Genomic DNA, 24,633 nt, shown 5'->3' with positions numbered 1-24,633 from the left:
TTGTGGTGCTGCTTGGTTGGCACGCAGTTCTAATATTTGAAGCCGGTCGGTTGTACTGGGGTTCAGTCTCTAAATGAGCGGTCAAGACGATCCAGGCGGCGCAACTCTGCCTGCCAGACAAGTTCAAAACTTTCCTGGTGGTATGCCGGGTGCTCGAATTGACGCGCGGTCATTTCACAATCTTCGTCCGAGGGAATAACCAGGGGGCGCCCGGCCTTCATCGCTTCAAGCTGGATTTCACAAGCCTTGTTCAGGTAGAACATCAGGAAATAGGCTTCAGCAACGCTGCGGCCTACAGTGAGCAAGCCGTGGTTACGCATGATTGCGCAGTTCTTGTCGCCCAAGGCACCGACGATGCGCTCGCGGACTTCCAGGTCGAGCGGGATACCTTCGTAATCGTAATAAGCCACACGGTTATAGAAGGCCATGTTGGTCTGGTTGAGTGGCAGCAGCCCCTCTTCCAGCGCAGCAACACCCATGCCTGCCAGTGTGTGGGTGTGCATGACGCAGACCGCATCGTGACGCTGCATGTGAATGGCACTGTGCACGGTGAAACCGGCCGGATTGACTTCGGGGCTGCCGGGATCGAGCTTTTTGCCGTTGACATCGATTCCGACCAGGTTGGAGGCGGTAATCTCTTCAGGCAGCAAACCGTACTGATTGATCAGAAAAGCCGGCTCATCCGAGGGCAGCCGCACAGAGATGTGGGTGAACACCTGATCGGCCCAGCCATTGAGTTGCAGCAGCCGATATGCGGCGGCCAAGTCGGTGCGCAGGCTTTGCTCTGTGGTCGAATTATTATTCATGAAAGCTCCTCAGACGATTGGGCAGAGCTGAGAAAACCTGCGACCAGTCATTTGACCGCACGAGGTCTGCTTACAGCTGCGTGCTAATGTAATGCGCCGAGAGTAAGCGGCTTGTGGACCGGCGAATATCGACTTATTCTTATCCAGGTCATTCCATAACGTCATGAACTATTGTGCGCAGACAACTTCCCAGCATGATTTCCCTGAGCTGCTTTTCGGCCTTCGCTCGCCACATGAGCGTGACCAAGGCCGCGGAAGAGCTGAACTTGACGCAAAGCGCGGTCAGCCGGCAGATCAAGAACCTGGAGGAAATGCTCGGTTGCTCGCTGGTCGAACGGGTCAAGCAACGACTGCAACTGACCGACAATGGCCGCCAGTATGTGCAGGAAATCAGCCTCCTGCTGGACCAGATCGAAGCCGCGACCCACCAGGTTCGAAGCAGCCATGCCGGGCATTTGCGGGTCGGTGCCGAACCCTCCTTCACCACCCGCTGGCTGCTGCCTAAACTGCGCGACTACGCACGCCTGCACCCGGAAATCGACCTGGAGATAATGAACGATCTACACCGCCTGTATGACGGCCATGAAGGCTATGACGTAGGCATTCTCTATGGCGACGGCAACTGGCCAGAGTTCGATTCGCAGTTTCTGATGGAAGGTGAGATGGTCGCGGTCTGCACCCCGGAGCTGCTGGAAAAGCACGGCGAGATCATCCAGCGGCGCGACATCCTGCGCTACCCGCTCCTGCACCACGCTGCCCACTCCCCACAATTCAGGTCATCGACCCAGCTGTGGCTGGATGACGCGGGCCTGAGCCAGAAAGAAATTGAAATGCTGCCCGGCCAGCGCCTGGAACACTTCCAATTTGTCCTTGATGGAGCGCTCCACGGCCTGGGAGCCACAGTATTGCCACGGCTCTTTGTAACCCAGGATGTTGAAGCCGGGCGCCTGGTAATTGCCTGTCAAACGCCACTCAGCTGCGGCAAGTATTACGTTGTGACCCCAAAATCGAACCGTGACGCCAAGGCCAGCCATTTCGCCCAATGGCTGCTGCAATGGCGCGAGCAAGCCTAAACCCTCTCGTTCCAGCAACAGCAAAAAACATCCTCAAAATCCACCTGGAGGACAAATTGACAGCTATGTTATCGATAACATAGACTCGTTTGCCTCTATATATCGTCGATATGGCCACCATGACCAGATCCAGCGACAAGCCTTTAGTCGGGCTTCTTCATACGTGCTTGGTTGACTTCTATCGCCCCAGCATCGGCTTTGCCAGCGTCCAGCTGCTTGAGCAAGCAGGGTGCGAGGTGCGGGTTCCAGACTTGCAAACCTGTTGTGGTCAACCAGCCTTCAACAGTGGCAATTTTGATCAGGCACGGGCAATGGCCCGTCAGGTTATCAAGGCATTCGCAGGGTTCGATTATGTGGTTGGCCCTTCAGGCTCATGCATGAGCCAGGTCAAAGTGCATTACCCGCAATTATTTGCCGATGAACCTGATTGGCTGGCGCAGGCACAGGAACTGGCTGGACGCAGCTTTGAGCTCGTCAGTTTTCTCAGCGATGTATTAAACAAAACCGATCTGCAATCGAGCTATCAGGGCACTGTGACCTACCACGACAGCTGTTCGGGGTTGCGCGAACTGGGCATCAAGCAACAGCCGCGCAAGCAACTTGAGCAGGTGCAAGGACTAAGCCTCGTGGAGATGGCAGAAGCTGAGACCTGCTGCGGATTTGGCGGCACATTCTGCGTTAAATACCCAGAGATTTCCGTCCGCATGGCCAGCCAGAAAGTCAGTAATATCCAGGCCAGCGGCGCTGACACTCTGGTCGGCGGTGACCTGGGTTGCCTGCTGAACATCAGCGGACGACTCACCCGCGAAGGCAGTCCAGTGCGAGTATTCCATGTGGCCGAAGTGCTGGCGGGCATGACCCAGATCCCGGCCATTGGCGAAGGGGAAATGCGCTGATGCAGCTCTCGTCCGCTAATTTCAAATCTGCAGCCCGTGCAGCACTGCATGAGCCAAACCTGCAGGCGGCCATGGCCGAGAACCGCAACTTCGCCGCCCATGTCCGCGTGCAAGTCGACGGGACAGCCAACTTCCAGGGCCTGCGCGCGCAAGCCAAGGCCATCAAGGACCACACCCTGGCCCATCTCGATCATTACCTCGAGCGCTACGAGGCGGCAGCCATTAAGCAAGGCACGCAGGTGCACTGGGCACAAACACCCGAACAGGCGCAGCAGATTGTCGTGGATATCTGCCGCCAGGCCAGTGCCCGCAGCGTAATCAAGGGTAAAACCATGATTGGCGAGGAAATGGGGATCAACGATGCCCTTGCTCGCGCCGGTATCGAACGCTACGAAACCGACCTTGGCGAGTACATCCTGCAACTGGCCGACGAACCGCCAAGCCATATCAATGGCCCTGCAATCCACAAAACCCTGGAACAGGTGCAGGATTTATTCCACGAACACCACAAGGACCTTGGCCGCGAAAGCTTCCTGCACGAGCCTGCCGAGTTGCTTGCCGAAGCCCGACGCTTGTTGCGCAAGCGCTTTTTCGAAGCAGAGGTCGGCATTACCGGGGCCAACTTCCTGATTGCCGAAGACGGCAGCCATGTGCTGGTCACCAATGAAGGCAATGGCGACCTGACCAGCCTCTTGCCAAAGGTGCGGATTGTCCTGGCCAGCATCGAAAAAGTCTTGCCCAGCCGCGCAGACGCAGGGGTTCACCTGCAATTGCTCGCGCTCAGCGCCACAGGCCAGCCCCTGACCAGCTACACCAGCCTTTATGGCGGTACTAAAAACGCTGGCGAACTCGATGGCGCGGAGCAATGCCACGTTGTATTGCTGGACAACGGTCGCAGTGAAATGCTTGCCGGGGAGTTTCGACCAATGCTGCGCTGCATCCGCTGCGCGGCTTGCATGGATAACTGCCCGGTGTACAACTGGGTAGGCGGCCATGCCTACGGATGGATTTATCCGGGGCCGATGGGCTCAATCTGGACCCCACAACTGACCAACCTTGAACAAACGGTCGACTTGCCCAACGCCTGCACCCTCAATGGCCGCTGCGCGGAGGTTTGCCCAATGCAAATCCCCCTGCCCGACATGATGCGCGTACTGCGTAGCCAGCACTGGCAACAGCAACTGACCGCAACCACCACGCGCTGGGGAATTGGACTCTGGGCCGCCCTGGCCAGCCGTCCACGACTCTATCGCCTGCTGACAGCCATGGCCGCGCGCACCATGGCCTGGGCGGGCAGCAAGCGCGGGCGACTCAGCCGCCTGCCACTTGCACGCGGCTGGACCGAGCAGCGCGATATGCCCGCGCCACAGGGCGCAACCTTTCAGCAACTCTGGCAACAGCGCCAAGCCGACAAGAACGGAAGTGAACAATGAGCAGCTCACGCCAGGCCATTTTGTCCGATGTGCGTAAGGCACTTGGGCGCGAAGCGCACTCGGTCATCGAACCGCACCCATTCAAAGAGCGCATCGCCCTGAGCCAAGCCGGCATCGATCCGTACCAACAGTTCCTTGCCCGCCTGGAAGTGACCGGCGTGACCCTCGAAGCACTGGCTGATATTTCCCAGGTACCCGAGGCGGTTGCAGCATTTTGCACCCGACATCAACTGCATGGCCCGCTGGCGGTTGCCCCGGCCCTGGCCAGCTTGCCCTGGCAACAAACAGGCCTGCAGACAGACGTCGGCACAGCCCAGGGTCACCACCCTATCGGCGTTGCCCAAGCCTTTGCTGGTATCGCTGCGACAGGCAGCCTGGTGATGCTGGCAAATGCCGATAATCCTGCCGGGCTGAACTTCCTGCCCGAATATCATCTGGTGGTACTGGACAAGTCCCGCCTGCTCGGCCAACTCGACCAGCTCTGGCCATTGCTCAGCCACCCAGATGAAGGCACAGCCCAGGCGGTACAGCTGATCACCGGCCCATCAAGCACCGCAGACATCGGCGGGCAATTACTCTATGGCGCACATGGTCCAAGGGCCGTGCATATACTGCTGATTGACTAGCGCGCGGTTGACTCACGGGCGATCAATTCACAGCCAACATCAACCTGCCCTACGCTTGCGCCCTCGCCTTTGATCATTTGCGTAAGCAGCTCAACTGTGGCGTTAGCTACCCGCTCGGCCGGCACCCTGACACTGGTCAGTGTCGGCGTCGCAACACGGGCAATGGGCAGGTCGCCAAAGCCGCAGATACCGAGCTCGCCCGGCACATTGATCCCTTTGCGCTGGCAACTGAACAAAGCCCCGATGGCGGGCATGTCGTTGGTAAAGAACGCCCCATCGAACTCAAGCTCACCGCGTGCAAAGCGCTCAATCACATCGACTCCATCATCGATATGCGGAATCGCCGACGTCTTGAAGCGCAACGGCTCGACAGCCAGGCCTTGCATCACCGCATGGCGAAACCCCTGCCAGCGCAAGTCCTCACGGGCATCATCAAAGCCAAAGAATGCGGGCCGCTGATAGCCACACTCAACCAGGTGACGCCCCGCTGCAGCGCCCGCCTGCCAGTTCGAGAACCCAACGACTTGGCCCACTGGCTGGCGCGGATTATCGCCCTCGGGCAAGTCCCACAACTCGACCACCGGAATTCGCGCCGCCGCCAACAGCTCATGGGTTTCTGGCGTGTGATAGCCATAGGCCAAAATCAAGCCATCAAGCTGACGACCAAGAAAGGCGCGGAGCATTTGGGTTTCTTCTTCCGGCGAAAAGCGGGTTTCACCAATCAACATATGCAGGCCAGCCTTGCTCAGGCCCTGCTGCAGGATTTCAATGGTGGTCGCCAGAATTGGATTGGTGATGGTGGTAATCAGCGCGCCGACCACACCGCTGCGCCGAGTCACCAGGGCGCTGGCCGCAAGGTTGGGCACATAACCGAGCTCACGCACTGCAAGATCGATGCGTTCACGCGTGGCTTGCGATACCAGTTCGGGCTTGCTCAACGCCCGCGACACGGTCATGCCGGAGACACCGGCTAACCGCGCGACATCCTGTACGGTGGGTTTATTCTTGGTCACGCATTGGTCCCGTGATATTTACCTGATCCAGCTGCGGCTATTATCCATGCTGGCCAAGCCGCCGACCATTGTAGATTGGCCGCGAATGACTCGCGGCCAGCTCGCAACAGGGTTAAGCCGTCAGAAAGGCTGCGCTTTCCTGAATCTCGATCACCGTTGGGCGATCGGCCTTGGCCGCGCTCTGCAACAAATCACGCAGTTGAGCAAAGCTCTCGGCGCGTTCGGCGTTGCAGCCAAAGCCCCTGGCAAGTGCGAGGAAGTCCGGGGTGTAGATATCAACGCCAATGGTCGGGATATTGCGGTTCTGCATATAACGCTTGATCTCACCGTAGCCACTGTTGTTCCACAACAGGACGATAACCGGCGCATTGGCCTCAACCGCCGAAGCCAGCTCAGGCAGGGTGAACTGGATACCACCATCACCGATCAGTGATACCACCGGCCGCTGTGGCGCAGCCAGCTTGGCGCCGATGGCCGCCGGCAAACCATAGCCCAAGGTGCCGTAACCAGTGGACGAGTTGAACCAGGTCCGTGGCGAATTGGCTTCAAACAGGTGGTTGCCTGAGTAGACAATCTGCGTCGAGTCACCGGCAAAAATCATATCGGGCAAGGTTTCCTGCAAGACATCCAGCACCCGCTTCTGCGCATGCCAGGCATCCGGGATCAAGGCTTCTAGCTGCTTGCGAACCTTCGCCGCCAGCTTGCAACCAGGGCTGTCCTCATTGAAAGCTGCGCCCTCGCCCAGCCCTGCCAACAGTGCCTGGATAGCCAGGCGTGAATCGCTGAGAATGGCGATATCGGCCGGATAGTTGCGGTTCAACTGCTCGGCATCGATATCGATCCTGATCAACTGGCTGTCGATGCGAAAATTGCCGTCGAACACAGCGTCATAATCGGTTTCACCCAGCTCGGTGCCGATCGCCAATACCACATCGGACTGCAACACCAGCTCACGCACCGGCACCAACGACTGGTTCGAGCCCAGTGCCAGCGGGTGCCCCTTGGGCAGTACGCCCTTGGCATTGACCGTATAGGCAGTCGGCGCATCCAAGGCCTCGACCAGACGCAACGCTTCTGCGCTGGCACTGGCAGTACCGCCGCCAAGCAGTACCAATGGCCGCTGAGCGGATTTGAGCATCTGTACCGCACGCGAGATTGCATCCGGGCACGGCGCCGGGCGACTGGGTACAGCACCCAGTTTACGCTTGACATGGTCGGCAGGCGCAGTGATCACGTTAATCGGGATCTCGATATGCACCGGACGCGGCCGCGCGCTGTTAAAGACGGCAAACGCACGCGCAAGCACATCCGGCAGTTCATCCGGACGCATCAGGGTATGACTGAACGCAGCCACACCCGAGACCAGGTTGCTTTGCGACGGCAGCTCGTGGAGGCGACCGCCGCCCATGGCCAGTTGCTCGGTGTTGTTGACACTGGAAATCACCAGCATCGGCACCGAATCCGCATAGGCCTGGCCCATGGCCGTGGTGATGTTGGTCATGCCAGGCCCGGTGATGATAAAGCACACGCCCGGCTTGCCGCTGACTCGCGCATAGCCATCGGCCATAAAGCCCGCGCCCTGCTCATGCCGTGGCGTAATGTGGTTGATCTTGGTCGATGGCAGGCCACGATATAGCTCTACGGTATGCACGCCGGGAATACCAAAGACAGTATCCACACCGCAGTCTTCCAACATCTCAACCAACAATTCTCCACACGTCAGCATGGCCAGCACTCCAAGACAAAAATAACAGTGAGCGCTACTTTAACAGCATAATGTTATCGATAACATAGGCAGTTTTGTTTCAACTTTCCCAGGCAGTTTTAGGTGCAGCCCGGGTCGATCAGTAATCAATCCTGTTATTTGCGTGGCTTGCAGAGTCAAACCACGTTGGGCTCTATCTCAAGCTCAATGGCGAAGCGCTGCTTGATATCAGCCTGGATACGCCGGGCAAGCGCCAGTAACTGCTTGCCACTGGCATTGCCATAATTGACCAGCACCAAGGCCTGCAGCCGGTGTACGCCAGCATCGCCATCACGAAAGCCCTTCCAGCCTGCCCGCTCGATCAACCAGCCCGCAGCGAGCTTGAACTGGCCATCTTCCTGCGGATATGCCACCAGGTCGGCATGCAGCCTGCGCAAATGTTCAACCTGCTCGGCGCCGACCACCGGGTTTTTAAAGAAACTACCGGCATTACCCAGCACTGCCGGGTCTGGCAGCTTCTCGCTGCGAATCGCACAGATCGCGCGGCTGACGTCCTGGGCTGTCGGCTTGTCGATACCCTCCTCGCTCAAGCGCTGCTTGACCGGGCCATACGCCAGGTTCAAATGCGCAGTACGACTCAGGGCGAAGCGCACACGCAAGATAATCCAGCGCCCCGCTTCCCGCTTGAAAAGGCTGTCGCGGTAACCAAACTGGCAGTCTTGCAGGTTGAACTCACGGACTTCGCCCGTTTGTCGATCAAGGGCCGTGAGACCAACAAACAGGTCTTTGATCTCAACGCCGTAGGCACCTATATTCTGCATCGGCGCAGCGCCCACTGTGCCAGGGATCAGGCTGAGGTTTTCCAGCCCCGCCAGGCCCTGGCCGAGCGTCCATTGCACAAATGGATGCCAAGGCTCCCCGGCTTCGGCCTCGACCACCACGCGCTGATCATCTTCACTGAGAATACGAATACCAAGGCCGCTCATGCGCAGCACCAGTGCATCGACATCCGCGGTGAGCAGCAGGTTACTGCCGCCACCGAGCAACATCAGCGGCAACTGTTGGGTTTCGGCATAGGCAATCGCGGCGCGTACCTGGTCATCGTTGTGCGCTTCGGCAAATTGCGCAGCGAGCACATCAATACCGAAACTGTTATAGGGTTTGAGCGAAACTCCGCGCTCGACGTGCAGCTTCATAACCGTCCCTTGACTTCGACCAGCAAGGCGTCGCTGGCGCGCTCAATCAGGTCGAGCACATTCTCGAATCCTTGTTCGCCACCGTAATAAGGGTCTGGGACCTCATCGACTTCAAGCTGGTAACGACGCAGGAACAAGTCCAGTTCTGCGCCTTGATTGCCCGAGCGCAAACGCTTGAGGTTGTCCAGATTACTGTGATCCATAGCCAGCACCAGGTCAAAACGCTGAAAATCAGCGGCCTCGACCTGACGACCGCGCAAGGCAGACATATCATAGCCACGCAGTTGCGCGGCGCGTCTGGTGCGAGTGTCCGCAGGCTTGCCCACATGCCAGTCGCCAGTGCCCGCCGAATCGACCTGCACCAACCCTGCCAGCCCAGCCTGCTCCAGCTTGTGGCGAAACACGGCCTCGGCCGTTGGCGAACGACAGATGTTGCCCAGGCAGACGAATAAAACGCGCATTACTGGCTCAACAACTGACGTACACGATCGAGATCTTCCTGGGTATCAACGCCCGCAGGAGGCGCTTCAAGTGCATCGGCTACATGAATACGCACGCCGTGCCAGAGCGCACGAAGCTGCTCCAGGCACTCGGTGTTTTCCAGCCAGCATGGACCCCAGGCGACAAAGTCGTGGAGAAACTGGGTGCGATAAGCGTAAATGCCGATGTGACGACGATAAGGCACATCAGCAGGCAAGTGTTCACGGCTGGCAGCAAATGCATCCCGAGCCCATGGCAATGGCGCGCGACTGAAGGTCAGCGCCAGGCCGGTCAGATCGGTGGCGACCTTGACCACATTGGGATTGAACAGCGCAGCAACATCTTCGATGGGCTCAGCCAGCGTGGCAATGGCCGCTTGCGGATTGGCCGCCAGGTTGGCCGCGACCTGATCGATGATCGAAGGCGGTATCATCGGCTCGTCGCCCTGCACATTGACCACAATGGCATCGGGCTCCAGGCCCAGCGCGGTTGCGACCTCAGCCAAGCGATCAGTCCCGGAATTGTGATCAACCCGGGTCAGCACCACTTGCGCGCCAAATGCCTTGCAAGCGTCGACAATACGCGCATCATCGGTGGCGACAACCACCCGCTGCGCATTGCTTTTGCAGGCCTGCTCCCAGACGTGCTGGACCATCGGCTTACCGCCGATATCCTGCAAGGGCTTCCCCGGCAGGCGGGTCGAGGCGTAACGCGCAGGAATGACAACGCTGAATGCTTGGCTCATTTATTTATCCAGGCGCTCGTCTACATTGAGGGTCCGGGCTTCGGTTTCGAGCATCACCGGAATGCCATCGCGCACTGGAAACGCCAGCGCGTCTGCCTTGCACACCAGTTCGGTTTTATCGTTGGCCAGCTTCAGCGGGCCTTTGCACAGCGGGCAGGCCAAGATATCGAGTAATTTCGGGTCCATGGGTGATCCTTGAGGTAAAACGGCGTGCATACAGCTTGCCAGTATAAAGCTAGCGCGCAGGCAATAAAGCCTTCAATTGTGCATCAAACCAGTCGACGAATGCCTGCGAGGGCTGCGCATCGACTGCCAGATACCACCAATCATCAGCCGCAAAATCGCGGCACTTCACTGCATCTTTCTCGGTCATGACCACCGGCAAGTCTGGGCTGAAATTCAGCAACTCACGACTGTAGGCGGCGTGATCAGCAAAAGCATGCGTATTTACCCGCCAGTGTAGCCCTTCGAGCGTGTTGAAGAAACGCTGCGGATTGCCGATTCCCGCCACGCCGTGCAGCGCCTGACCCGCCGGGAAATGATCGAGCGGACGCGATTCGCCGCTGCGCACGTTGATCAGTTGGGTCGGTTGCAAGGTAAATGCAAAGGCATCTTGTGGATCGCTGGAGGCCCCGTTGTACAGCAGCGCATCGACACTTTGCAGACGCTGCATCGGCTCACGCAGTGGCCCCGCCGGCAGGCAGCGCTGGTTGCCGAAGCCTCGCGCAGCATCCACCAGCACCAACTCCAGGTCACGCGCCAGCCGGTAATGCTGCAAGCCGTCATCACTGAGAATCAGGTCTAGCGGTTCAGCCTCGAGCAAGGCTTGCACCGCGCGACTGCGGTCCGGGTCAATCATCAGCGCAACGCCACTGCGCTGGACGATCAACAGCGGCTCGTCCCCGGCCACAGCGGCGCTCTGGTCTGCCGCGACCCGCCAGGGGAAGGCCGGCGGTTTAGCGCCAAAACCCCGGCTGACAACGCCGACCTTGAGGCCGCGTTGCTGGCATTGCTCGATCAGCCAAAGGATCATCGGGGTCTTGCCGGTGCCGCCAACCGTGATATTACCCACCACGATCACTGGCACCGGAGCACGATAGATATCGCCCTCGCCCGCGATAAATCGTGCACGCTTGCGCTGAACCACCTGGCGATACAAGGCCTCCAGCGGCGCGAGAAGCGCCAACGCCGGATGCCCGGTATACCAGGCATCGACCAGTCGATCAGACAGTGCCATCACGCAATCTCCGTCAAGGCTTTGGCTGCGCCTCGACCGTGGTCATGCGCAAGTGAGCAAAACCCAGCTTGCCAGCTGCATCCATTGCCGTGATGACCGATTGGTGGGGGGTTTTACCGTCGGCGCTGATGGTCAGTGGCTGATTGAAATCGCCAGCAGCCTCTTTTTGCAATGCGGCAATCAAGGTTTCCAGATCACTTTTCAGCAACGCCTTGCCGTTGATTGAAAAACTGCCGTCTGCTGCAATCAATATCTCCAGCGGCTTGGTTTCAGCATCCGTCAGCGGAGCACCAGTAACCGACTCGGGCAAATCGACCTTCATCTGGGTTTCACGAGTGAAGGTCGTGGTCACCACGAAAAACAACAGCAGGATAAACACCACGTCAATCAGCGGCGCCAGATTGATCTCGACGTTTTCCCGCGCTTTACGCCGGAACTTCACGCCTTGTCTCCACCCAGATCAACTTCGCGGTCGCCCTGCACCACCTCGACCAGCTTGATTGCCTCCTGCTCCATGCCAACTACCAGCTCATCGACTCGACGCTGCAGGTATCGGTGGAAGAACAGCGCCGGGATTGCCACGATCAGGCCCGCTGCCGTGGTAATCAGGGCTTTGGCAATACCGCCGGCGAGCACCGGCGCATTGGCCATGCCGGCGCCCATGAATGAGCTGAAGATCTCAATCATGCCCAGCACAGTACCAAGCAAGCCGAGTAATGGCGCAATACCGGCGATGGTGCCAAGTGCGTTGAGGTAGCGCTCCATGTCGTGCACAACCCGAGCTGCAGCTTCTTCAATGCACTCTTTCATGATCTCGCGGCCATGCTTGGAGTTAGCCAGGCCTGCAGCCAAAATCTCACCGAGCGGCGAATCTGCGCGCAGCTCCTTGAGCTTCTGGTTATTGAGCTTTTTGTCTTTGATCCATTGCCAGACCTTGCCCAGCAGGTTGGGCGGGGTGACACGGCTTGGCCGTAACGTCCACAGGCGCTCGGCTACTATGGCCGCAGCAACGATAGAACACATGATGATCGGCAGCATGATCCAGCCGCCAGCTTTAACCAATTCCCACACGGTGGCGTATCCCCTCAACAAAATTGGCGTCACTCTAGCATAGGGCCGTGACCTCGCCGACCGTCGCTGTTCTCATTTTTCTCGCCAGAACCGCGGTATTTTTCGCATTCCTTGCGCAGGCAGCAAAGAACCCAGCTCAATAATCACTGCCCCCTGCTCCACGCTGTCGTACAGGGTGGCGCCTGACTGTTGATAGCGGCGCACGACTTCCGGGTGCGGATGGCCATAGGCATTATGTTTTCCCCGGGCTATCAATACCGAGTGCGGAGCAACGGCATCGATAAACAATTGCGATGATGAACTGCGGCTGCCGTGATGGGGCGCCATAAGCCATTGCGCATGCCAATCATGCCAGCTGCGCACCCAGGCCCGCTCGGCCTCGACATCGATATCACCGGTTAACAGCAAGCGCTCGCCAGCCGCCTCAACCATCAGGACACAGGACAAGGCATTGGACTCAATAGCGTCCAGCCATTGCCAAGTGCTGAAACGCACCTGATTCCATTGCCAAGTGGAAGCCGTGCACGGCTGGGCATCAAGCTCCTCGGGCAAGCCTGCAGGTTGCCCGCTGACGACCTGTCCCAGGGTCATGCCTTGATGAATCGCCAGGGCGCCACCGCTGTGATCGTTGTCCGCATGGCTTATCAGCATGATATCCAGCTCACTCAACCCCAGCGCTCGCAAAGACGGCAGGACCACGCGCTCACCGATATCAAACCCAGGCGAGCGTGCGCCTGCGTCATACAACAGCGCATGCTCGCGGGTTTGCACCAGCACAGAGGTGCCTTGCCCGACATCGAACATGATCACCCGCGCCCGCCCTTCAGGTGGCAACGAAGGCTTGGTAAAGAACAATGGCAAGACTAAAAACCACGCCAGGCTACGCCCGGGGATACCTCGTGGGGCCAACAACAGCAGCAGCGCAATGGCTACCAACAACCAGGCCCACAGCGGTAAGCCGGCAGGTAACCAGGCCGGGAACCACAGGGCGATGGACTCCAGCGCGCGAAAGAACAACTCAAGCAAGCCACCAGCAAGCCCAAGCACTGCCGTGCCGAACCAGGGCAGCGGCAACAACAAGGTGCCCAGCAATGCCAGCGGCACAATCACCAGTCCAACCAAGGGCACGGCGAATAAATTAACCAGTGGACCACTGATGCTGACCGGCAAGCCCAACCCCAGCAACAGCGGCAATAAGCCGAGGGTCATAGCCCATTGCGCGCGCCCCAGCGAACGCCAGCCGCTCAACCGGCCCAGGCGCCCATTAAACACCAGCATAAGCAAGCCCGCAGCGCCAAATGACAGCCAAAACCCGGGTTGCAGGCTTGCCAGTGGCTGCCAAAGCAGGATAACCAACATCGCGGACAGGAGCGGAAGCAACACGCCGAGGTGACGAAAACGCCAGCGCCATAACAGCACCATGCCGACCATCACGCAGGCGCGCTGCACCGGCACTTCAAAGCCTGCCAAAGCGCCATAGACAATGGCGCCAGCAAACCCGGACAAGCATGCACAGGGCAGCCAGGGCAATGCCGCTGGCCAGTAACCAAAGCGTGCGAGCCCTGCAACCAAGCCATAAAGCAACCCAGCCAACAGACCGATGTGCTGGCCAGAGATCACCATTAAATGAATCGTGCCGGTATGCTGCAACGTACGCCAGTCATCGGTACTCAGCCCCGAGCCATCGCCCAGCACCAAGGCTGTCAAGGCACCTTCGCGATCATGGGCCGGGGTGGCTAGAATGCGCTGGCGAATCTGCTGGCGCCAGGTTGCAATACCGCTACCAATGCTCAGGCGTTCACCCGCCTTGATGGTGCCGGTGCCGCCAATGCCCTGGGCGAGCAGCCAGAGTTCATAGTCGAACGACTGGGGGTTGACCAATGCATGGGGTCTTTTCAGGCGCACCGCAAGTCGCCAGGTCTCGCCTGCCGCAAGGGGCGGCCCGCCATACCAGGACAAGCGCAGTAGTTTTGGCAGCGCGGCCCGTCGCGAGTGCGCATCCGCCAACTGGAAGCGGATAACCTTGCCGTCTTGCTCGGGCAAGCCAACCACCTTGCCCTGCAGCCACAGGGTTCGACCGTCCAACTCCGGATTGAGCCGATCATCAAGCGCCCATTGCCCGCACACGCAAGCCCAGACAAAACCCAGCAGGAACAAGGCCGCTGGCAATCGCTGACGCCAAACCAGCAGCAACGCCATGAGCAGGCACAGGAGCAAAAACCAGGGCGCGGGTAAATGCGGCAGAAAGCTTAACGTGAGTAGACCCGCAATCAGCGCTATCATCTGTGTCAGCATCATTGCCTGCCTTCAGGATTTCATCCGTGAAATCCGGCTGTGTTCGGTTGTGTAACAGACAGTCTCACAATCTGAGGCGGCACCGCATGATGAATGTGTGCATAATATTGCCGCTCAAGCCTGCCAGAGAACCTTCATGCCGCGTCGTTTATTCAAACGCTACATGCCTAACCCAGATCGAATCAAGGGCAACAAATCCCTGCGTTTTCTGGGGACGCTCATGCATGACCCCAACCTCTGGCACCTCAATCGCCACTCAGTCTCGCGGGCAATGGCCATTGGTCTTTTCTGGGCCATGATTCCAATGCCCATGCAGATGCTGGCGGCCGCACTGACTGCGATTCCCGCTCGCGCCAACATGCCGATCTCCATTGGCCTGGTGTGGCTGACAAACCCCCTGACCATGCCGCCGGTGTTTTATTGCAGCTATAAATTCGGCGCCTGGCTAACGGACACACCGACCCTGCACATTCCGGAACATGTCACCCTCGCCTGGGTTGGACAGGTGCTGCAAACCCACTGGCAACCACTGTTTCTAGGTTCCTTCACCCTCGGCGCCATCCTGGCCCTTATCGGTTATTTCGCCACCAACGCTTACTGGCATTGGTGGGTCAGACACAGCTGGCGTAAACGCCAGGAACGTCGTCGCGCCAAACAGTCGGACTGACACAAAAAAGCCGCTCCAATGAGCGGCTTTTTTATGCCTGCAAAGCCGCCAACCTACTCGTAGCGCAAGGCCTCGGCAGGTTGAATGCGAGATGCTCGCCAGGATGGATACAGCGTCGCCAGGAAGCTCAGGCCAAATGCTGCCGCACAAATCAGCAGCACATCGGTCAGCTGCAGCTGCGAAGGCAGGTTGCTGATGAAATAGACATCGGAACTGAATACATGCTGGCCGCTGACCCGCTCTATCCAGCCCACCAACTGGCTGACATTCAAGGCGGCAACAATGCCAAGCGCGCAGCCGATCAAGGTGCCCACCGTGCCAATCACAGTGCCCTGCACAATGAAAATGCCCATGATCTGCCGAGGCGTAGCGCCAATGGTGCGCAAGATGGCGATATCCGCGCCCTTATCGGCAACCACCATGATCAATGTGGCAATGATATTGAATGCGGCAACGGCCACGATCAGCAGCAACAACAAGCCAATCATGGTCTTTTCCATCTTCATGGCGCTGAACAGGCTGCCTTGGGTCAGCGTCCAGTCACTGGCGCGGTAATCAGCGCCCAGGCTGGCTGCAACCTGCGCCGAAACCTGCGGCGCTGCATAGAGGTCCTTGACCTTCAGGCGCACGCTTTGTACCTGCCCTGGCTTGTAGCGTTGAATGTCTGCGGCATCGGCAACGTTAATCAGTGCCAGCGAGCTGTCCAGCTCAGCGCCTACTTTAAAGATGCCCACCACATTCAGGCGCTTCATGCGCGGGGTGATGCCGCCCGGCACAGAACTGACCTCGGGCACGATCAAGGCCAGCTTGTCACCGATATTCAAGCGGAAACGGCGAGCGGTAATCTCACCAATGACCACGCCGTACTCACCCGGCTTCAGGTCCGCCAGGCGGCCCTTGACCATATGATCGCCGATGATCGACACCTTGGGTTCAAGCTGCGGGTCAATTCCCTGCAACTGAATGGGTTGCATGGCGCCACGGAAGGACAGCATCCCTTCCAGCTCCGCGAAGGGTACGGCGGCAATGACTTCAGGATTCTTTTGTGCAGCATCAGCCACGGTTTTCCAGTCATCCAGCGGTGTGACCGCCGAGATACTGGCGTGCGGCACCATGCCGAGAATCCGCGAGCTCATCTCTTTTTGAAAGCCGTTCATCACCGACAGCACTACAATCATGGCCAGTACGCCAAGCGCCAGGCCAATCATCGAGGTCAGCGAGATAAACGAAATAAAATGGTTGCGGCGCTTGGCCCGCGTGTAGCGGGCACCGATAAAGATACTCAGCGGGCGAAACATCAGTTAGCCACCAACTTGCCGTCTTCGAGGCGCAGGATGCGATCCATCTGCTGGGCCAGTTCCAGATCGTGAGTCACCACCAAAAATGCGGTTTGCGAAGAACTGCTGAGTTCGCGCATCAGTTCCTGGATACCTTCTGCGGTGTGGTGATCAAGGTTACCGGTTGGTTCATCAAGCAATACCAACCCCGGACGATTGACCAGCGCGCGGGCAATTGCCACTCGCTGGCGCTCACCACCGGACAATTCGGCTGGCTTGTGCGACAGGCGATGCCCCAGCCCGACACGGGTCAGCAACTCCGTGGCGCGGCTACGCGCCTCGCTGATTGATGTGCGGCCAATCAGCAGCGGCATGCAGACGTTCTCCAGCGCGGTGAACTCTGGTAACAAATGATGGAACTGATAAACAAAGCCCAGCGAACGATTGCGCAACAGGCCCCGCTGCTTTTCATTCAGCGCAGACAGTTCCTCACCCGCCAGCCAGACGCTGCCAGCGCTTGGCGTATCAAGACCGCCAAGCATATTGAGCAAGGTACTTTTACCCGAACCGGAACTGCCGACGATGGCGACGCGCTCACCGGGAAACAACTCAAGCTGCAAGTCATCGAGCACCACAACCGATTGCGGGCCTTCATCGTAACTTTTGCTGAGGTTGCGGCAACTTAGAACAGCCTGATCCTGCATCACGTGCTCACCTTTAATCTGATTACTCATAACGCAACGCCTCTGCAGGCTGGGTGCGTGCGGCACGCCAGGCCGGGTACAAAGTGGCGAGGAAACTCAACACCAACGCCGCAGCACAGACTTGCACCACGTCTGCTGGCAACAACTGCGACGGCAGATAATCGATGAAATAGACATCGGCATTAAGAAACTTGATGCCCAGCAAATGCTCAAGGCCAGCGATTGCCGCACTGACATTCAGTGCGGCAAAGATACCGAGCACAGCGCCAATAGCGGTGCCGAATACGCCAATCACAGTGCCCTGCACCATAAATATGCGCATGATCTGCCCCGGCGTGGCGCCGAGTGTTCGCAGAATGGCGATATCACCTTTCTTATCGTTGACCACCATGACCAGGGTCGAAATGATATTGAAGGCGGCCACCGCCACAATCAGCAGCAGCAACAGGCCGATCATGGCTTTTTCCATGCGTATGGCCTGGTACAGGTTGCCGTGGGTACGGGTCCAGTCGCGAGCGTAGTACTCGCCGTCTCCCAGGCTTTGCGATATCTGCCAGGCCGTACGCGGCGCCTGGAACAGATCCGCAAACTTCAGGCGAATACCCTGCACCTGCCCTGGTTTCCAGCGCTGCAGGCGGGCCAAATCCTCGATATGGGTCATGGCCACGTAACCATCTATCTCACCGGCACCGACATGAAAGATGCCGACCACGGTAAAACGCTTGAGCCGCGGGAACATCCCGGCAGGCGTCACCGTCATTTCAGGTGAGACAAAGGTAATTTTCTGGCCAATGCCGACGCCGAGCTTTTTCGCTGCGTTGTCACCAATGACAATGCCAAACTCGCCCGGTGCCAGGGCCTGCAAGCTGCCTTGCTTGAAGAAGTTGCCAATGATCGAGACCTTGGCTTCCTCTTTTGGGTCGACAGCGTTGATCAGCACCTTTTGCACCTTGCCGTCATGGGTCAGCAGCCCCTGCATCTGGCTAAAGGGAGCAACCGCCAGGACTTGCGGGTTGTTCTCGGCCTTGCCAGCCAGGCTGCGCCAATCATCGATAGGCGTCGGGCTTTCAATTGTGGCGTGGGGCACCATGCCCAGCACGCGCGAACGCATCTCATGGTCAAAGCCGTTCATGACCGACAACACCACGATCATCACCAGCACACCCAGTGCCAGCCCGATCATGGACGTCAGGGAAATAAACGAAACGAAATGATTGCGACGCTTGGCGCGGGTGTATCGCGTACCGATAAATACGAACAGGGGTTTGAACATTTTTGAGGGCTTGTTCGAAGAAAAGAGAAACGTCCATGTGGCGAGGTCGGGTCAGCAGCCTTACACTCAGACAACCACTGCTGCTTCAGGTTCGCCATGTCGACTCAAGATGATCAAGATCGCCGTGAATACTATCGTATCGAAGATACCTTGGCACTGGAATTTAGCTGCCTTTCAAAGACTCAAGCGCAGTCCGCCGAGGCGTTGCATGACAACTCACCGCTGTTCAACCTGCTCAGCGAGTTGCATGTTCTCGACTTTGAATCGCAGCACCTGCTGCGCCATATCAGCGAGCGCGACCGCACGCTAGCCAGCTATCTAAAGGTGATCAACAAGCGCATCGACCTGCTCGGGCAAACCGTGGCACAAAGCCTGATGGGCGATATTGGCCCACCCAAGAAGGTGACTATCTCCGAGGGAGGCGTGAGCTTCAACAACCCACAAGCGGTTGAAGCAGGGACACACCTTGCAATTAAATTGGTGCTGATGCCGCAGGCGCTTGGGCTGTTGCTGCGCGCCAAAGTCATCCATTGCCAGGCCATTGACGAGGGTCAATTTGAAATCGGCACCGAGTTCGAATCGTTGACCGACGCACAGCGTCAATTGCTGGCTCGGCATATCCTTCAACGTCAGGCTCAGGAACGCCGGCAGGCACTTGAGCAACCCGACCCAAGCTGACGATCGACCAGGATATTCTGACTATGCCACGTCTACTGCCTACTCTGCTGGCGTTTAGCCTGATGCTGCCAATAACCGGAAGCTACGCTGAAACCCTGACCATTCCAATTGGCCAACAAGGCGACGCTAGCCAGGTACAGTCACTGCCCAGGCGCGGCGAGTCGCGCAGCTCGGTGCTTGATCGCTTTGGCCTGGCCGATGAAGAACACAAGCCAGTGGGCCAACCGCCGATCACCCGCTGGGACTACCGCGAGTTCAGCGTGTATTTTGAGTATGACCACGTCGTCGATAGCGTGCGCCACATGCCGGTACATCCCGCTAAGTAGCGCACTGCCCGCTTGACCCGCCGTGCAACTGGCTTTATCAATAGAGCATCGCTGACGCCGTGATCAGCCCAAACCCAAGGAGCAATTGTGACGCTGATCTATGGACACCGTGGCGCAAAAGGCGAAGCCCCTGAAAACACCCTGGCCAGCTTTCAGCAATGCCTTGAGCATGGCGTCAATCGTTGCGAGCTGGATTTGCACCTGTCGCGTGACGGCGAGTTGATGGTCATCCACGACCCGACCCTCAAGCGCACCACCGGCCGGCGAGGCAAGGTGGTTGAGCACGACGCCCACGAACTGGTCACTTACGATGCACGCAAAGGTGGCCCTGGCTGGGTCAAGAGCTGTCCAATTCCCCGCCTGGGTGAATTGTTCGAGCACTGCGCATTCGAGCACTGGCAGCTTGAAGTCAAAAGCGCCTCGAAAGTCCGCGCCGCACGCACGGTCGAAGCCATCGCCGAACTTGCCGAACACCATGGCCTCAGCGATAAAGTCACTGTTACCTCAAGCTCGCGGGAAGTGCTCAGCGCACTCAAACGCCTGACCCCACAGTTATCGCGCGGCCTGGTTGCGGAGTACTCATGGCTCGACCCGATCAAGGTTGCGCAACATTATGAATGCGAATACCTGGCCCTCAACTGGACGATCTGCACCCCGGAGCGTTTGGCCAAAGCACAAAAAGCCGGTTTGCATGTGTCCGTCTGGACAGTGAACGAGCCAGCACTGATGCGTCGACTGGCAGACTTCGGGGTCGACAGCATTATCACCGACTTCCCCGGTGTCGCCGTTAAAAGCCTCAAGGATCTAAACCCGACACGCCCCTGAACCCTGGTTTAACCAGGCGGGTCGATCTCTGCCCAGCGAAATCGACCCGATCAAGCCAAACCACGAGAGAACAAAGACCAATGTTTATTGGGCTTTTGTTTTGTTACGTTATAACTTAACATTAATCGAATATTGGCAACCACAGCGCAACCGGAACATAAATGAGCCCTCCAAACGACCACGGACATGTCACGCCACCTTGCTTGACCGAGGAAGAACTGCTCAAGCAACCAGCCGATGCCTATATGAACCAAGCCCAGCAAGCCTTCTTCAATGCACTGCTAAAGCGTCAACGCCTGGAATTGCAGGCGCGCATTGAAGAGCAAATGCAGGTGCTCAGTGAACAACAGTCCGACAGCGACCCAATGGATATCGGGAGCGCGGAAGAACAGCGTCAATGGCAACTGAGCTTGCTTGAGCGCGAGAACAAACTGCTCGACAAGATTGACCAAGCCCTGCACCGCCTGGCGCGCGATGAATATGGCTGGTGCAGGGAAACGGGCGAGCCTATCGGCCTCAAGCGCCTGCTCTTGCGCCCAACGGCGTCACTCGGCATCGAAGCCAAGGAGCGCCAGGAACAGAAAGAAAAACACCTGAGCAAGGCGTAGTCAGCAGACCGGCCGTGAACGCCCCGCTTTTAAAATTGACCTTCCAGAGCGCCCAATGAACAGCCAAGCCCGTTATCACCAGACAATGTCCGACATCGCAGCGCAAGCAGCCCCCGCCAGCCAAACGCTGGACTGGGTCGGGATGTGTAATATCGATATGCCCTTGCGTGTCGAAGGGCAAAGCACGACCGGCAAGGTGGATGCAGGCGTCAGCCTGGATGACCAAACCGCGCGCGGCATCCATATGTCGCGCCTGTACCTTGCCCTGCAAAAAATTGCCCAACAACCGCTTTCGCCATCCTTGCTAGAGGAGGTACTAAGCGACTTCCTGGCAAGCCACACCGGCTTATCGCAGCGTGCATCACTGAGCATATGCACGGATCTGCTGCTCCAGCGCCCGGCCCTGACCAGCCATTTATCCGGCTGGAAAGCCTACCCCATCACCATTGATGCAGGTCTCGACAGCAACGGACTGCATCTTGAGCTCGGGGTAACACTGGCCTACTCATCCACCTGCCCCTGCTCGGCAGCATTGGCACGGCAATTGATTCAGCAACGCTTTGCCCGCGACTTCAACTCAGCACCAGTCGATTATCAGCAGGTCCACGCCTGGCTAGGCAGCACTGACGGCATCATCGCCACGCCCCACAGCCAGCGCAGCACTGCACAGATTCAGCTGCGCCTGGATCGCCAAGCCCGCGACTTTGCCATACAAAGCGTGATTGATCGCGCCGAACAAGCACTGGGCACAGCGGTGCAAACTGCTGTCAAGCGTGCGGATGAGCAGGCATTTGCCCTGGCCAACGGGCAAAACCTGATGTTCTGTGAAGATGCCGCGCGGCGCCTTGACCTGACACTGCGCACACAACCGGACATAACCGGCTTCAAGCTCAAAGTTATTCACGCAGAAAGCTTGCACGCCCATGATGCCGTGGCGCAAAGCAGTTGGCATTGGCAATAGCTTTTCAAGGCTGCACGAACAGCTTTGAAATCACTGTAGGCATCTTCCCAGACAATCCACCCCCCCTGCACCAAAGAGGAATGGCTCTGTCAAAATTTCCGGTTTATGCCAGTCAGTTGCTGACTCATTAAAACCTCAAACACCCTTAAATTCGACAGACATCCAGACCAAAATCATGCCATTAATTCAAGTAAACCTACTGAGCAAACCACCTCATTTCATTAAAGAGCTGGGCGAAAACCTGCACCAGTCGCTCATGGCAACCTGGGGTATTCCTATTGATGACTGCTTCCAGATTTTCCATCAAAAACAAGAACATGAGCTGAATATCAATCCACTTATATTTGGCGGCGGGCGATCAAAGGATGTGATTGCGCTACACATCACATCGACCCCGAGAACTCAAAAAATGAAGTTGGATTTTTACCAGGACCTGGCGACTCGACTTGAGCAAAAAATGAATATCCGCCCACAGGATATCTTTATTTCCATTGTTGAAAACACCCGGGAAGACTGGTCATTCGGTAGTGGCAAGGCGCAATTGCTAACGGATTAAATCACTGCAGACCACTTGCAAAGCGCACACTTCGACAGGCCCTGATAAGAATGATGTCCCACGCAGCATTTTTCAGGGCCTTCCTGGATCAGCAGCAAATACGCCCGCCCCGCATGGGTCAAGACCTTGAAATTAGTCGCGCCCAGAGGGCGACCACAGCCATCTCTTTGTCCCGTGGCACGCCTAACGAGACAGGCAGCTGCCAACATCCACAACACTTGGCAGCGAAACAAATCGCTCATTTTCAAGTATGGGCTGGCGATATTTCACTCCAAGAATAACGATGTCGTCATACAACAAAAATAAATAAATATCGTATATTCATATAGTTACGACTTCCAAATTTACATAACGCGCCACAATCCATAAAGTCATCGTACATCTTGTATCCTACCCTTGCCTTGTGCAGTTACGCAGATCAACAAAAACAAAAGGGATACCCCATGAACGATAAGCCAGTCATCGGCAACTCTCGCCGCCTGTTTCTCAAGCACTCCCTCGCCTACTCCGCTGCTGCCGTTAGTATCGGTTCCTTGCTGCCACAACTTGCCCGTGCAACTGAACCCCTGAGCGCCCGCTATCCAGATCCCGCTGTTGCAGCCTTGGATGACAGTTTTCTCGACCTGCGCCTGTTCAATGCCAGCGTCGAGAAGCTGGCTACAGGGTTGCGCTGGGCCGAAGGTCCGGTCTGGATGGGTGCAGGCCGCTACCTACTGCTTAGTGATATTCCCAATAACCGTATTGTGCGCTGGGACGAGATCAGCCAATCGCTGGGGGTGTATCGCGAACAATCGAACTTCTCCAACGGCCTGACCTGCGACAACCAGGGTCGCTTGGTCACTTGCGAAGGCTCTACCACCCATGAACAAGGCCGGCGCATTACCCGCACTGAGCACGACGGCAGCATCACTGTGCTGGCGGACAATTTCGAGGGTAAGCGCTTCAACTCACCGAATGACATCGTAGTGAAGCGTGACGGTTCAGTCTGGTTCACCGACCCACCCTTCCAGTCTGGCAATGAATATGAAGGTCATAAGATCCAGACGGAGTTACCCCATGGGGTTTACCGCATCGACGGTGAAAGCCTGAAAGTGACCCGGGTGATCGATGACCTTGCTGGCCCCAACGGCCTGTGCTTCTCGCCAGACGAAAAGTCGCTCTATATTGTCGAAGGGCGAGCCAAGCCCAACCGACTGGTCTGGGCCTACGCTGTCAATGAAGACGGCACCCTGGGTGCGCGCAAGAAGCACATTGAAGCCACTGCATATGGCGCGCTTGATGGCATCAAGTGCGATGAAGCCGGTAATCTCTGGTGCGGCTGGGGCAGCAACGGCTCGCCGCAGGGCAAGCCCGAAGAGCTTGACGGGGTGCGGGTCTTCAACCCACAGGGCAAAGCAATAGGTCATATCTCGCTGCCCGAGCGCTGCGCGAACCTGTGCTTTGGCGGCCCGCGGGGCAATCGCCTGTTCATGGCCAGCAGTCACTCGATCTACTCGATCTTCGTCAACACTCGCGGCGCTACATTCGCCAAGTAAGCGACTGGCCACGGCCTGGCGGTCGTGGCCCTTACCGGCCCTGGATCAATAGCGGTAACCAGGCCGATATCAGCAGCAATAACGCCAGCACCTGATTCATCCGCTGCAGTGCTCGTGGCGATCTTAAAAGCCGTGCGCTGCCCAATCCGAGCAATGCCCACAACGTCATGCACGGCAAGGAAACCAGCAGGAAATACAGCGACAACAGCAGCACCTGCGGGGTCCTGTCGCCATCGCCGACAAACAGGCTAATCACAGCCATCGCCATCATCCAGACCTTGGGATTGACCACTTGCAGCGCGGCAATACCGAGCAGGCTGACGCCTTTGCTGCGCGGGCCATCCACTTCGAGTGGCGCGGGTGGGCTATTGAAAATCTGCCACGCCAGCCAACTCAACCACAGCACTGCGCACCAGGTCATAACCTGCTGCACACGGGCAAAGCGCAACAATGTTTCACCCACCCCAAGGCCAACGACCAGCACCATGAGCGCCGCCGCCACGCATGCACCGGCAATAATAGGCAGCGTGGCCCCAAGCCCACGCCTGGAGCTGTGGCTCAGCACCAGGATATTGGTTGGTCCCGGCGTCACCGAGGCAACAAAGGCAAACAACAGAAAAGGCAGCAAGGATTCCATGGTTCAGGCT

The 24,633-nt window shown here is 57.7% G+C and carries 27 protein-coding genes; 12 read left to right on the top strand and 15 right to left on the bottom strand.

All coding sequences use genetic code 11. The annotated features are described in order from the left end of the window. Positions 1–62: 62 nt before the first annotated feature. Complete coding sequence (locus CHB79_RS16730; protein WP_089360724.1) at positions 63–806, bottom strand: class II aldolase/adducin family protein; 744 nt, start codon at positions 804–806, stop codon at positions 63–65. A 173-nt stretch (positions 807–979) separates the two neighbouring features. Here CHB79_RS16730 and CHB79_RS16725 point away from each other — a divergent pair, with 173 nt between their 5' ends. From CHB79_RS16725 to CHB79_RS16710, 4 genes are all read left to right on the top strand, one after another. After that, positions 980–1,879, top strand: coding sequence for a LysR substrate-binding domain-containing protein (locus CHB79_RS16725; protein ID WP_029529616.1), 900 nt, complete (start codon positions 980–982; stop codon positions 1,877–1,879). Positions 1,880–1,998: 119 nt separating this feature from the next. Then, a complete protein-coding gene (locus CHB79_RS16720) occupies positions 1,999–2,775 on the top strand; it encodes a (Fe-S)-binding protein (RefSeq protein WP_089360818.1) in 777 nt (258 codons plus the stop codon). Next, on the top strand, positions 2,775–4,208 hold the full coding sequence (locus tag CHB79_RS16715) for a lactate utilization protein B (RefSeq protein ID WP_089360723.1): 1,434 nt from the start codon (positions 2,775–2,777) through the stop codon (positions 4,206–4,208). The genes CHB79_RS16720 and CHB79_RS16715 overlap by 1 nt, the downstream gene beginning before the upstream one ends. Then, a complete protein-coding gene (locus tag CHB79_RS16710; RefSeq protein ID WP_089360722.1) occupies positions 4,205–4,834 on the top strand; it encodes a LutC/YkgG family protein in 630 nt (209 codons plus the stop codon). The genes CHB79_RS16715 and CHB79_RS16710 overlap by 4 nt, the downstream gene beginning before the upstream one ends. Here the strand turns inward: CHB79_RS16710 and CHB79_RS16705 are convergent. The 10 genes from CHB79_RS16705 to CHB79_RS16660 all read right to left on the bottom strand — a co-directional run bounded on the left by CHB79_RS16705 (position 4,831) and on the right by CHB79_RS16660 (position 14,576). Further along, positions 4,831–5,847, bottom strand: a complete 1,017-nt coding sequence (locus CHB79_RS16705) for a LacI family DNA-binding transcriptional regulator (RefSeq protein ID WP_245851538.1) — start codon at positions 5,845–5,847, stop codon at positions 4,831–4,833. The genes CHB79_RS16710 and CHB79_RS16705 overlap by 4 nt on opposite strands. 112 nt (positions 5,848–5,959) lie before the next feature. After that, positions 5,960–7,573 (bottom strand): 5-guanidino-2-oxopentanoate decarboxylase, encoded by a 1,614-nt coding sequence (locus CHB79_RS16700; protein WP_010488963.1) that lies wholly within the window; start codon positions 7,571–7,573, stop codon positions 5,960–5,962. Between the two features lie 155 nt (positions 7,574–7,728). After that, complete coding sequence (murB, locus tag CHB79_RS16695) at positions 7,729–8,748, bottom strand: UDP-N-acetylmuramate dehydrogenase (protein ID WP_089360720.1); 1,020 nt, start codon at positions 8,746–8,748, stop codon at positions 7,729–7,731. Further along, positions 8,745–9,209 (bottom strand): low molecular weight protein-tyrosine-phosphatase, encoded by a 465-nt coding sequence (locus CHB79_RS16690; protein ID WP_010488966.1) that lies wholly within the window; start codon positions 9,207–9,209, stop codon positions 8,745–8,747. The genes murB and CHB79_RS16690 overlap by 4 nt, the downstream gene beginning before the upstream one ends. Further along, entirely contained in the window at positions 9,209–9,973 is a 765-nt protein-coding gene (gene kdsB, locus CHB79_RS16685) for a 3-deoxy-manno-octulosonate cytidylyltransferase (RefSeq protein ID WP_089360719.1), read from the bottom strand. The genes CHB79_RS16690 and kdsB overlap by 1 nt, the downstream gene beginning before the upstream one ends. After that, positions 9,974–10,159, bottom strand: coding sequence for a Trm112 family protein (locus tag CHB79_RS16680; RefSeq protein ID WP_089360718.1), 186 nt, complete (start codon positions 10,157–10,159; stop codon positions 9,974–9,976). It lies immediately after the preceding gene. A 49-nt stretch (positions 10,160–10,208) separates the two neighbouring features. Further along, entirely contained in the window at positions 10,209–11,210 is a 1,002-nt protein-coding gene (gene lpxK / locus CHB79_RS16675) for a tetraacyldisaccharide 4'-kinase (protein ID WP_089360717.1), read from the bottom strand. Positions 11,211–11,223: 13 nt separating this feature from the next. After that, the gene (locus CHB79_RS16670) at positions 11,224–11,652 is read right to left on the bottom strand and encodes an ExbD/TolR family protein (RefSeq protein WP_089360716.1); all 429 of its coding nucleotides are present in this window, start codon (positions 11,650–11,652) and stop codon (positions 11,224–11,226) included. Next, the gene (locus CHB79_RS16665; RefSeq protein WP_010488974.1) at positions 11,649–12,281 is read right to left on the bottom strand and encodes a MotA/TolQ/ExbB proton channel family protein; all 633 of its coding nucleotides are present in this window, start codon (positions 12,279–12,281) and stop codon (positions 11,649–11,651) included. The genes CHB79_RS16670 and CHB79_RS16665 overlap by 4 nt, the downstream gene beginning before the upstream one ends. A 72-nt stretch (positions 12,282–12,353) precedes the next feature. Beyond that, on the bottom strand, positions 12,354–14,576 hold the full coding sequence (locus CHB79_RS16660; RefSeq protein ID WP_425439609.1) for a DNA internalization-related competence protein ComEC/Rec2: 2,223 nt from the start codon (positions 14,574–14,576) through the stop codon (positions 12,354–12,356). Positions 14,577–14,712: 136 nt separating this feature from the next. Here CHB79_RS16660 and CHB79_RS16655 point away from each other — a divergent pair, with 136 nt between their 5' ends. Beyond that, positions 14,713–15,243, top strand: coding sequence for a DUF2062 domain-containing protein (locus CHB79_RS16655; RefSeq protein WP_089360715.1), 531 nt, complete (start codon positions 14,713–14,715; stop codon positions 15,241–15,243). 53 nt (positions 15,244–15,296) lie between these two features. Here CHB79_RS16655 and CHB79_RS16650 read toward each other — a convergent pair whose 3' ends face one another. Genes CHB79_RS16650 through CHB79_RS16640 form a run of 3 tightly spaced genes read right to left on the bottom strand, consistent with a single transcriptional unit; the run spans position 15,297 to position 18,497 of the window. Next, complete coding sequence (locus tag CHB79_RS16650; protein WP_089360714.1) at positions 15,297–16,541, bottom strand: lipoprotein-releasing ABC transporter permease subunit; 1,245 nt, start codon at positions 16,539–16,541, stop codon at positions 15,297–15,299. Next, a complete protein-coding gene (gene lolD / locus CHB79_RS16645) occupies positions 16,541–17,224 on the bottom strand; it encodes a lipoprotein-releasing ABC transporter ATP-binding protein LolD (protein WP_010488978.1) in 684 nt (227 codons plus the stop codon). The genes CHB79_RS16650 and lolD overlap by 1 nt, the downstream gene beginning before the upstream one ends. A 22-nt stretch (positions 17,225–17,246) precedes the next feature. Beyond that, positions 17,247–18,497, bottom strand: coding sequence for a lipoprotein-releasing ABC transporter permease subunit (locus CHB79_RS16640; RefSeq protein WP_089360713.1), 1,251 nt, complete (start codon positions 18,495–18,497; stop codon positions 17,247–17,249). A 96-nt stretch (positions 18,498–18,593) separates the two neighbouring features. On the opposite strand from CHB79_RS16640, the gene CHB79_RS16635 reads away from it, so the two are divergent. The 7 genes from CHB79_RS16635 to CHB79_RS16605 all read left to right on the top strand — a co-directional run bounded on the left by CHB79_RS16635 (position 18,594) and on the right by CHB79_RS16605 (position 23,986). Then, positions 18,594–19,175, top strand: coding sequence for a PilZ domain-containing protein (locus CHB79_RS16635; RefSeq protein ID WP_010488980.1), 582 nt, complete (start codon positions 18,594–18,596; stop codon positions 19,173–19,175). A gap of 23 nt (positions 19,176–19,198) precedes the next feature. Then, on the top strand, positions 19,199–19,501 hold the full coding sequence (locus tag CHB79_RS16630) for a hypothetical protein (RefSeq protein ID WP_010488981.1): 303 nt from the start codon (positions 19,199–19,201) through the stop codon (positions 19,499–19,501). A gap of 87 nt (positions 19,502–19,588) precedes the next feature. Next, the gene (locus CHB79_RS16625) at positions 19,589–20,326 is read left to right on the top strand and encodes a glycerophosphodiester phosphodiesterase (protein ID WP_089360712.1); all 738 of its coding nucleotides are present in this window, start codon (positions 19,589–19,591) and stop codon (positions 20,324–20,326) included. A gap of 203 nt (positions 20,327–20,529) precedes the next feature. Continuing rightward, positions 20,530–20,934 carry an RNA polymerase-binding protein DksA gene (gene dksA / locus CHB79_RS16620; protein WP_089360816.1) on the top strand — a complete coding sequence of 135 codons (405 nt, stop codon included), beginning with the start codon at positions 20,530–20,532 and terminating at the stop codon, positions 20,932–20,934. 55 nt (positions 20,935–20,989) lie between these two features. Further along, complete coding sequence (gene folE2, locus CHB79_RS16615; RefSeq protein WP_089360711.1) at positions 20,990–21,895, top strand: GTP cyclohydrolase FolE2; 906 nt, start codon at positions 20,990–20,992, stop codon at positions 21,893–21,895. A gap of 175 nt (positions 21,896–22,070) precedes the next feature. Continuing rightward, positions 22,071–22,451: a tautomerase family protein gene (locus CHB79_RS16610; protein ID WP_089360710.1), complete on the top strand. Its 381-nt coding sequence runs from the start codon at positions 22,071–22,073 to the stop codon at positions 22,449–22,451. A 443-nt stretch (positions 22,452–22,894) separates the two neighbouring features. Further along, entirely contained in the window at positions 22,895–23,986 is a 1,092-nt protein-coding gene (locus CHB79_RS16605) for an SMP-30/gluconolactonase/LRE family protein (protein WP_089360709.1), read from the top strand. 31 nt (positions 23,987–24,017) lie between these two features. Here CHB79_RS16605 and CHB79_RS16600 read toward each other — a convergent pair whose 3' ends face one another. Beyond that, positions 24,018–24,623 (bottom strand): LysE family translocator, encoded by a 606-nt coding sequence (locus CHB79_RS16600; protein ID WP_089360708.1) that lies wholly within the window; start codon positions 24,621–24,623, stop codon positions 24,018–24,020. Positions 24,624–24,633 lie beyond the last annotated feature (10 nt).

The organism is Pseudomonas segetis (assembly GCF_900188155.1).
Lineage (GTDB): Bacteria > Pseudomonadota > Gammaproteobacteria > Pseudomonadales > Pseudomonadaceae > Aquipseudomonas > Aquipseudomonas segetis.
This window is presented reverse-complemented; position numbering and strand designations above follow the sequence as displayed.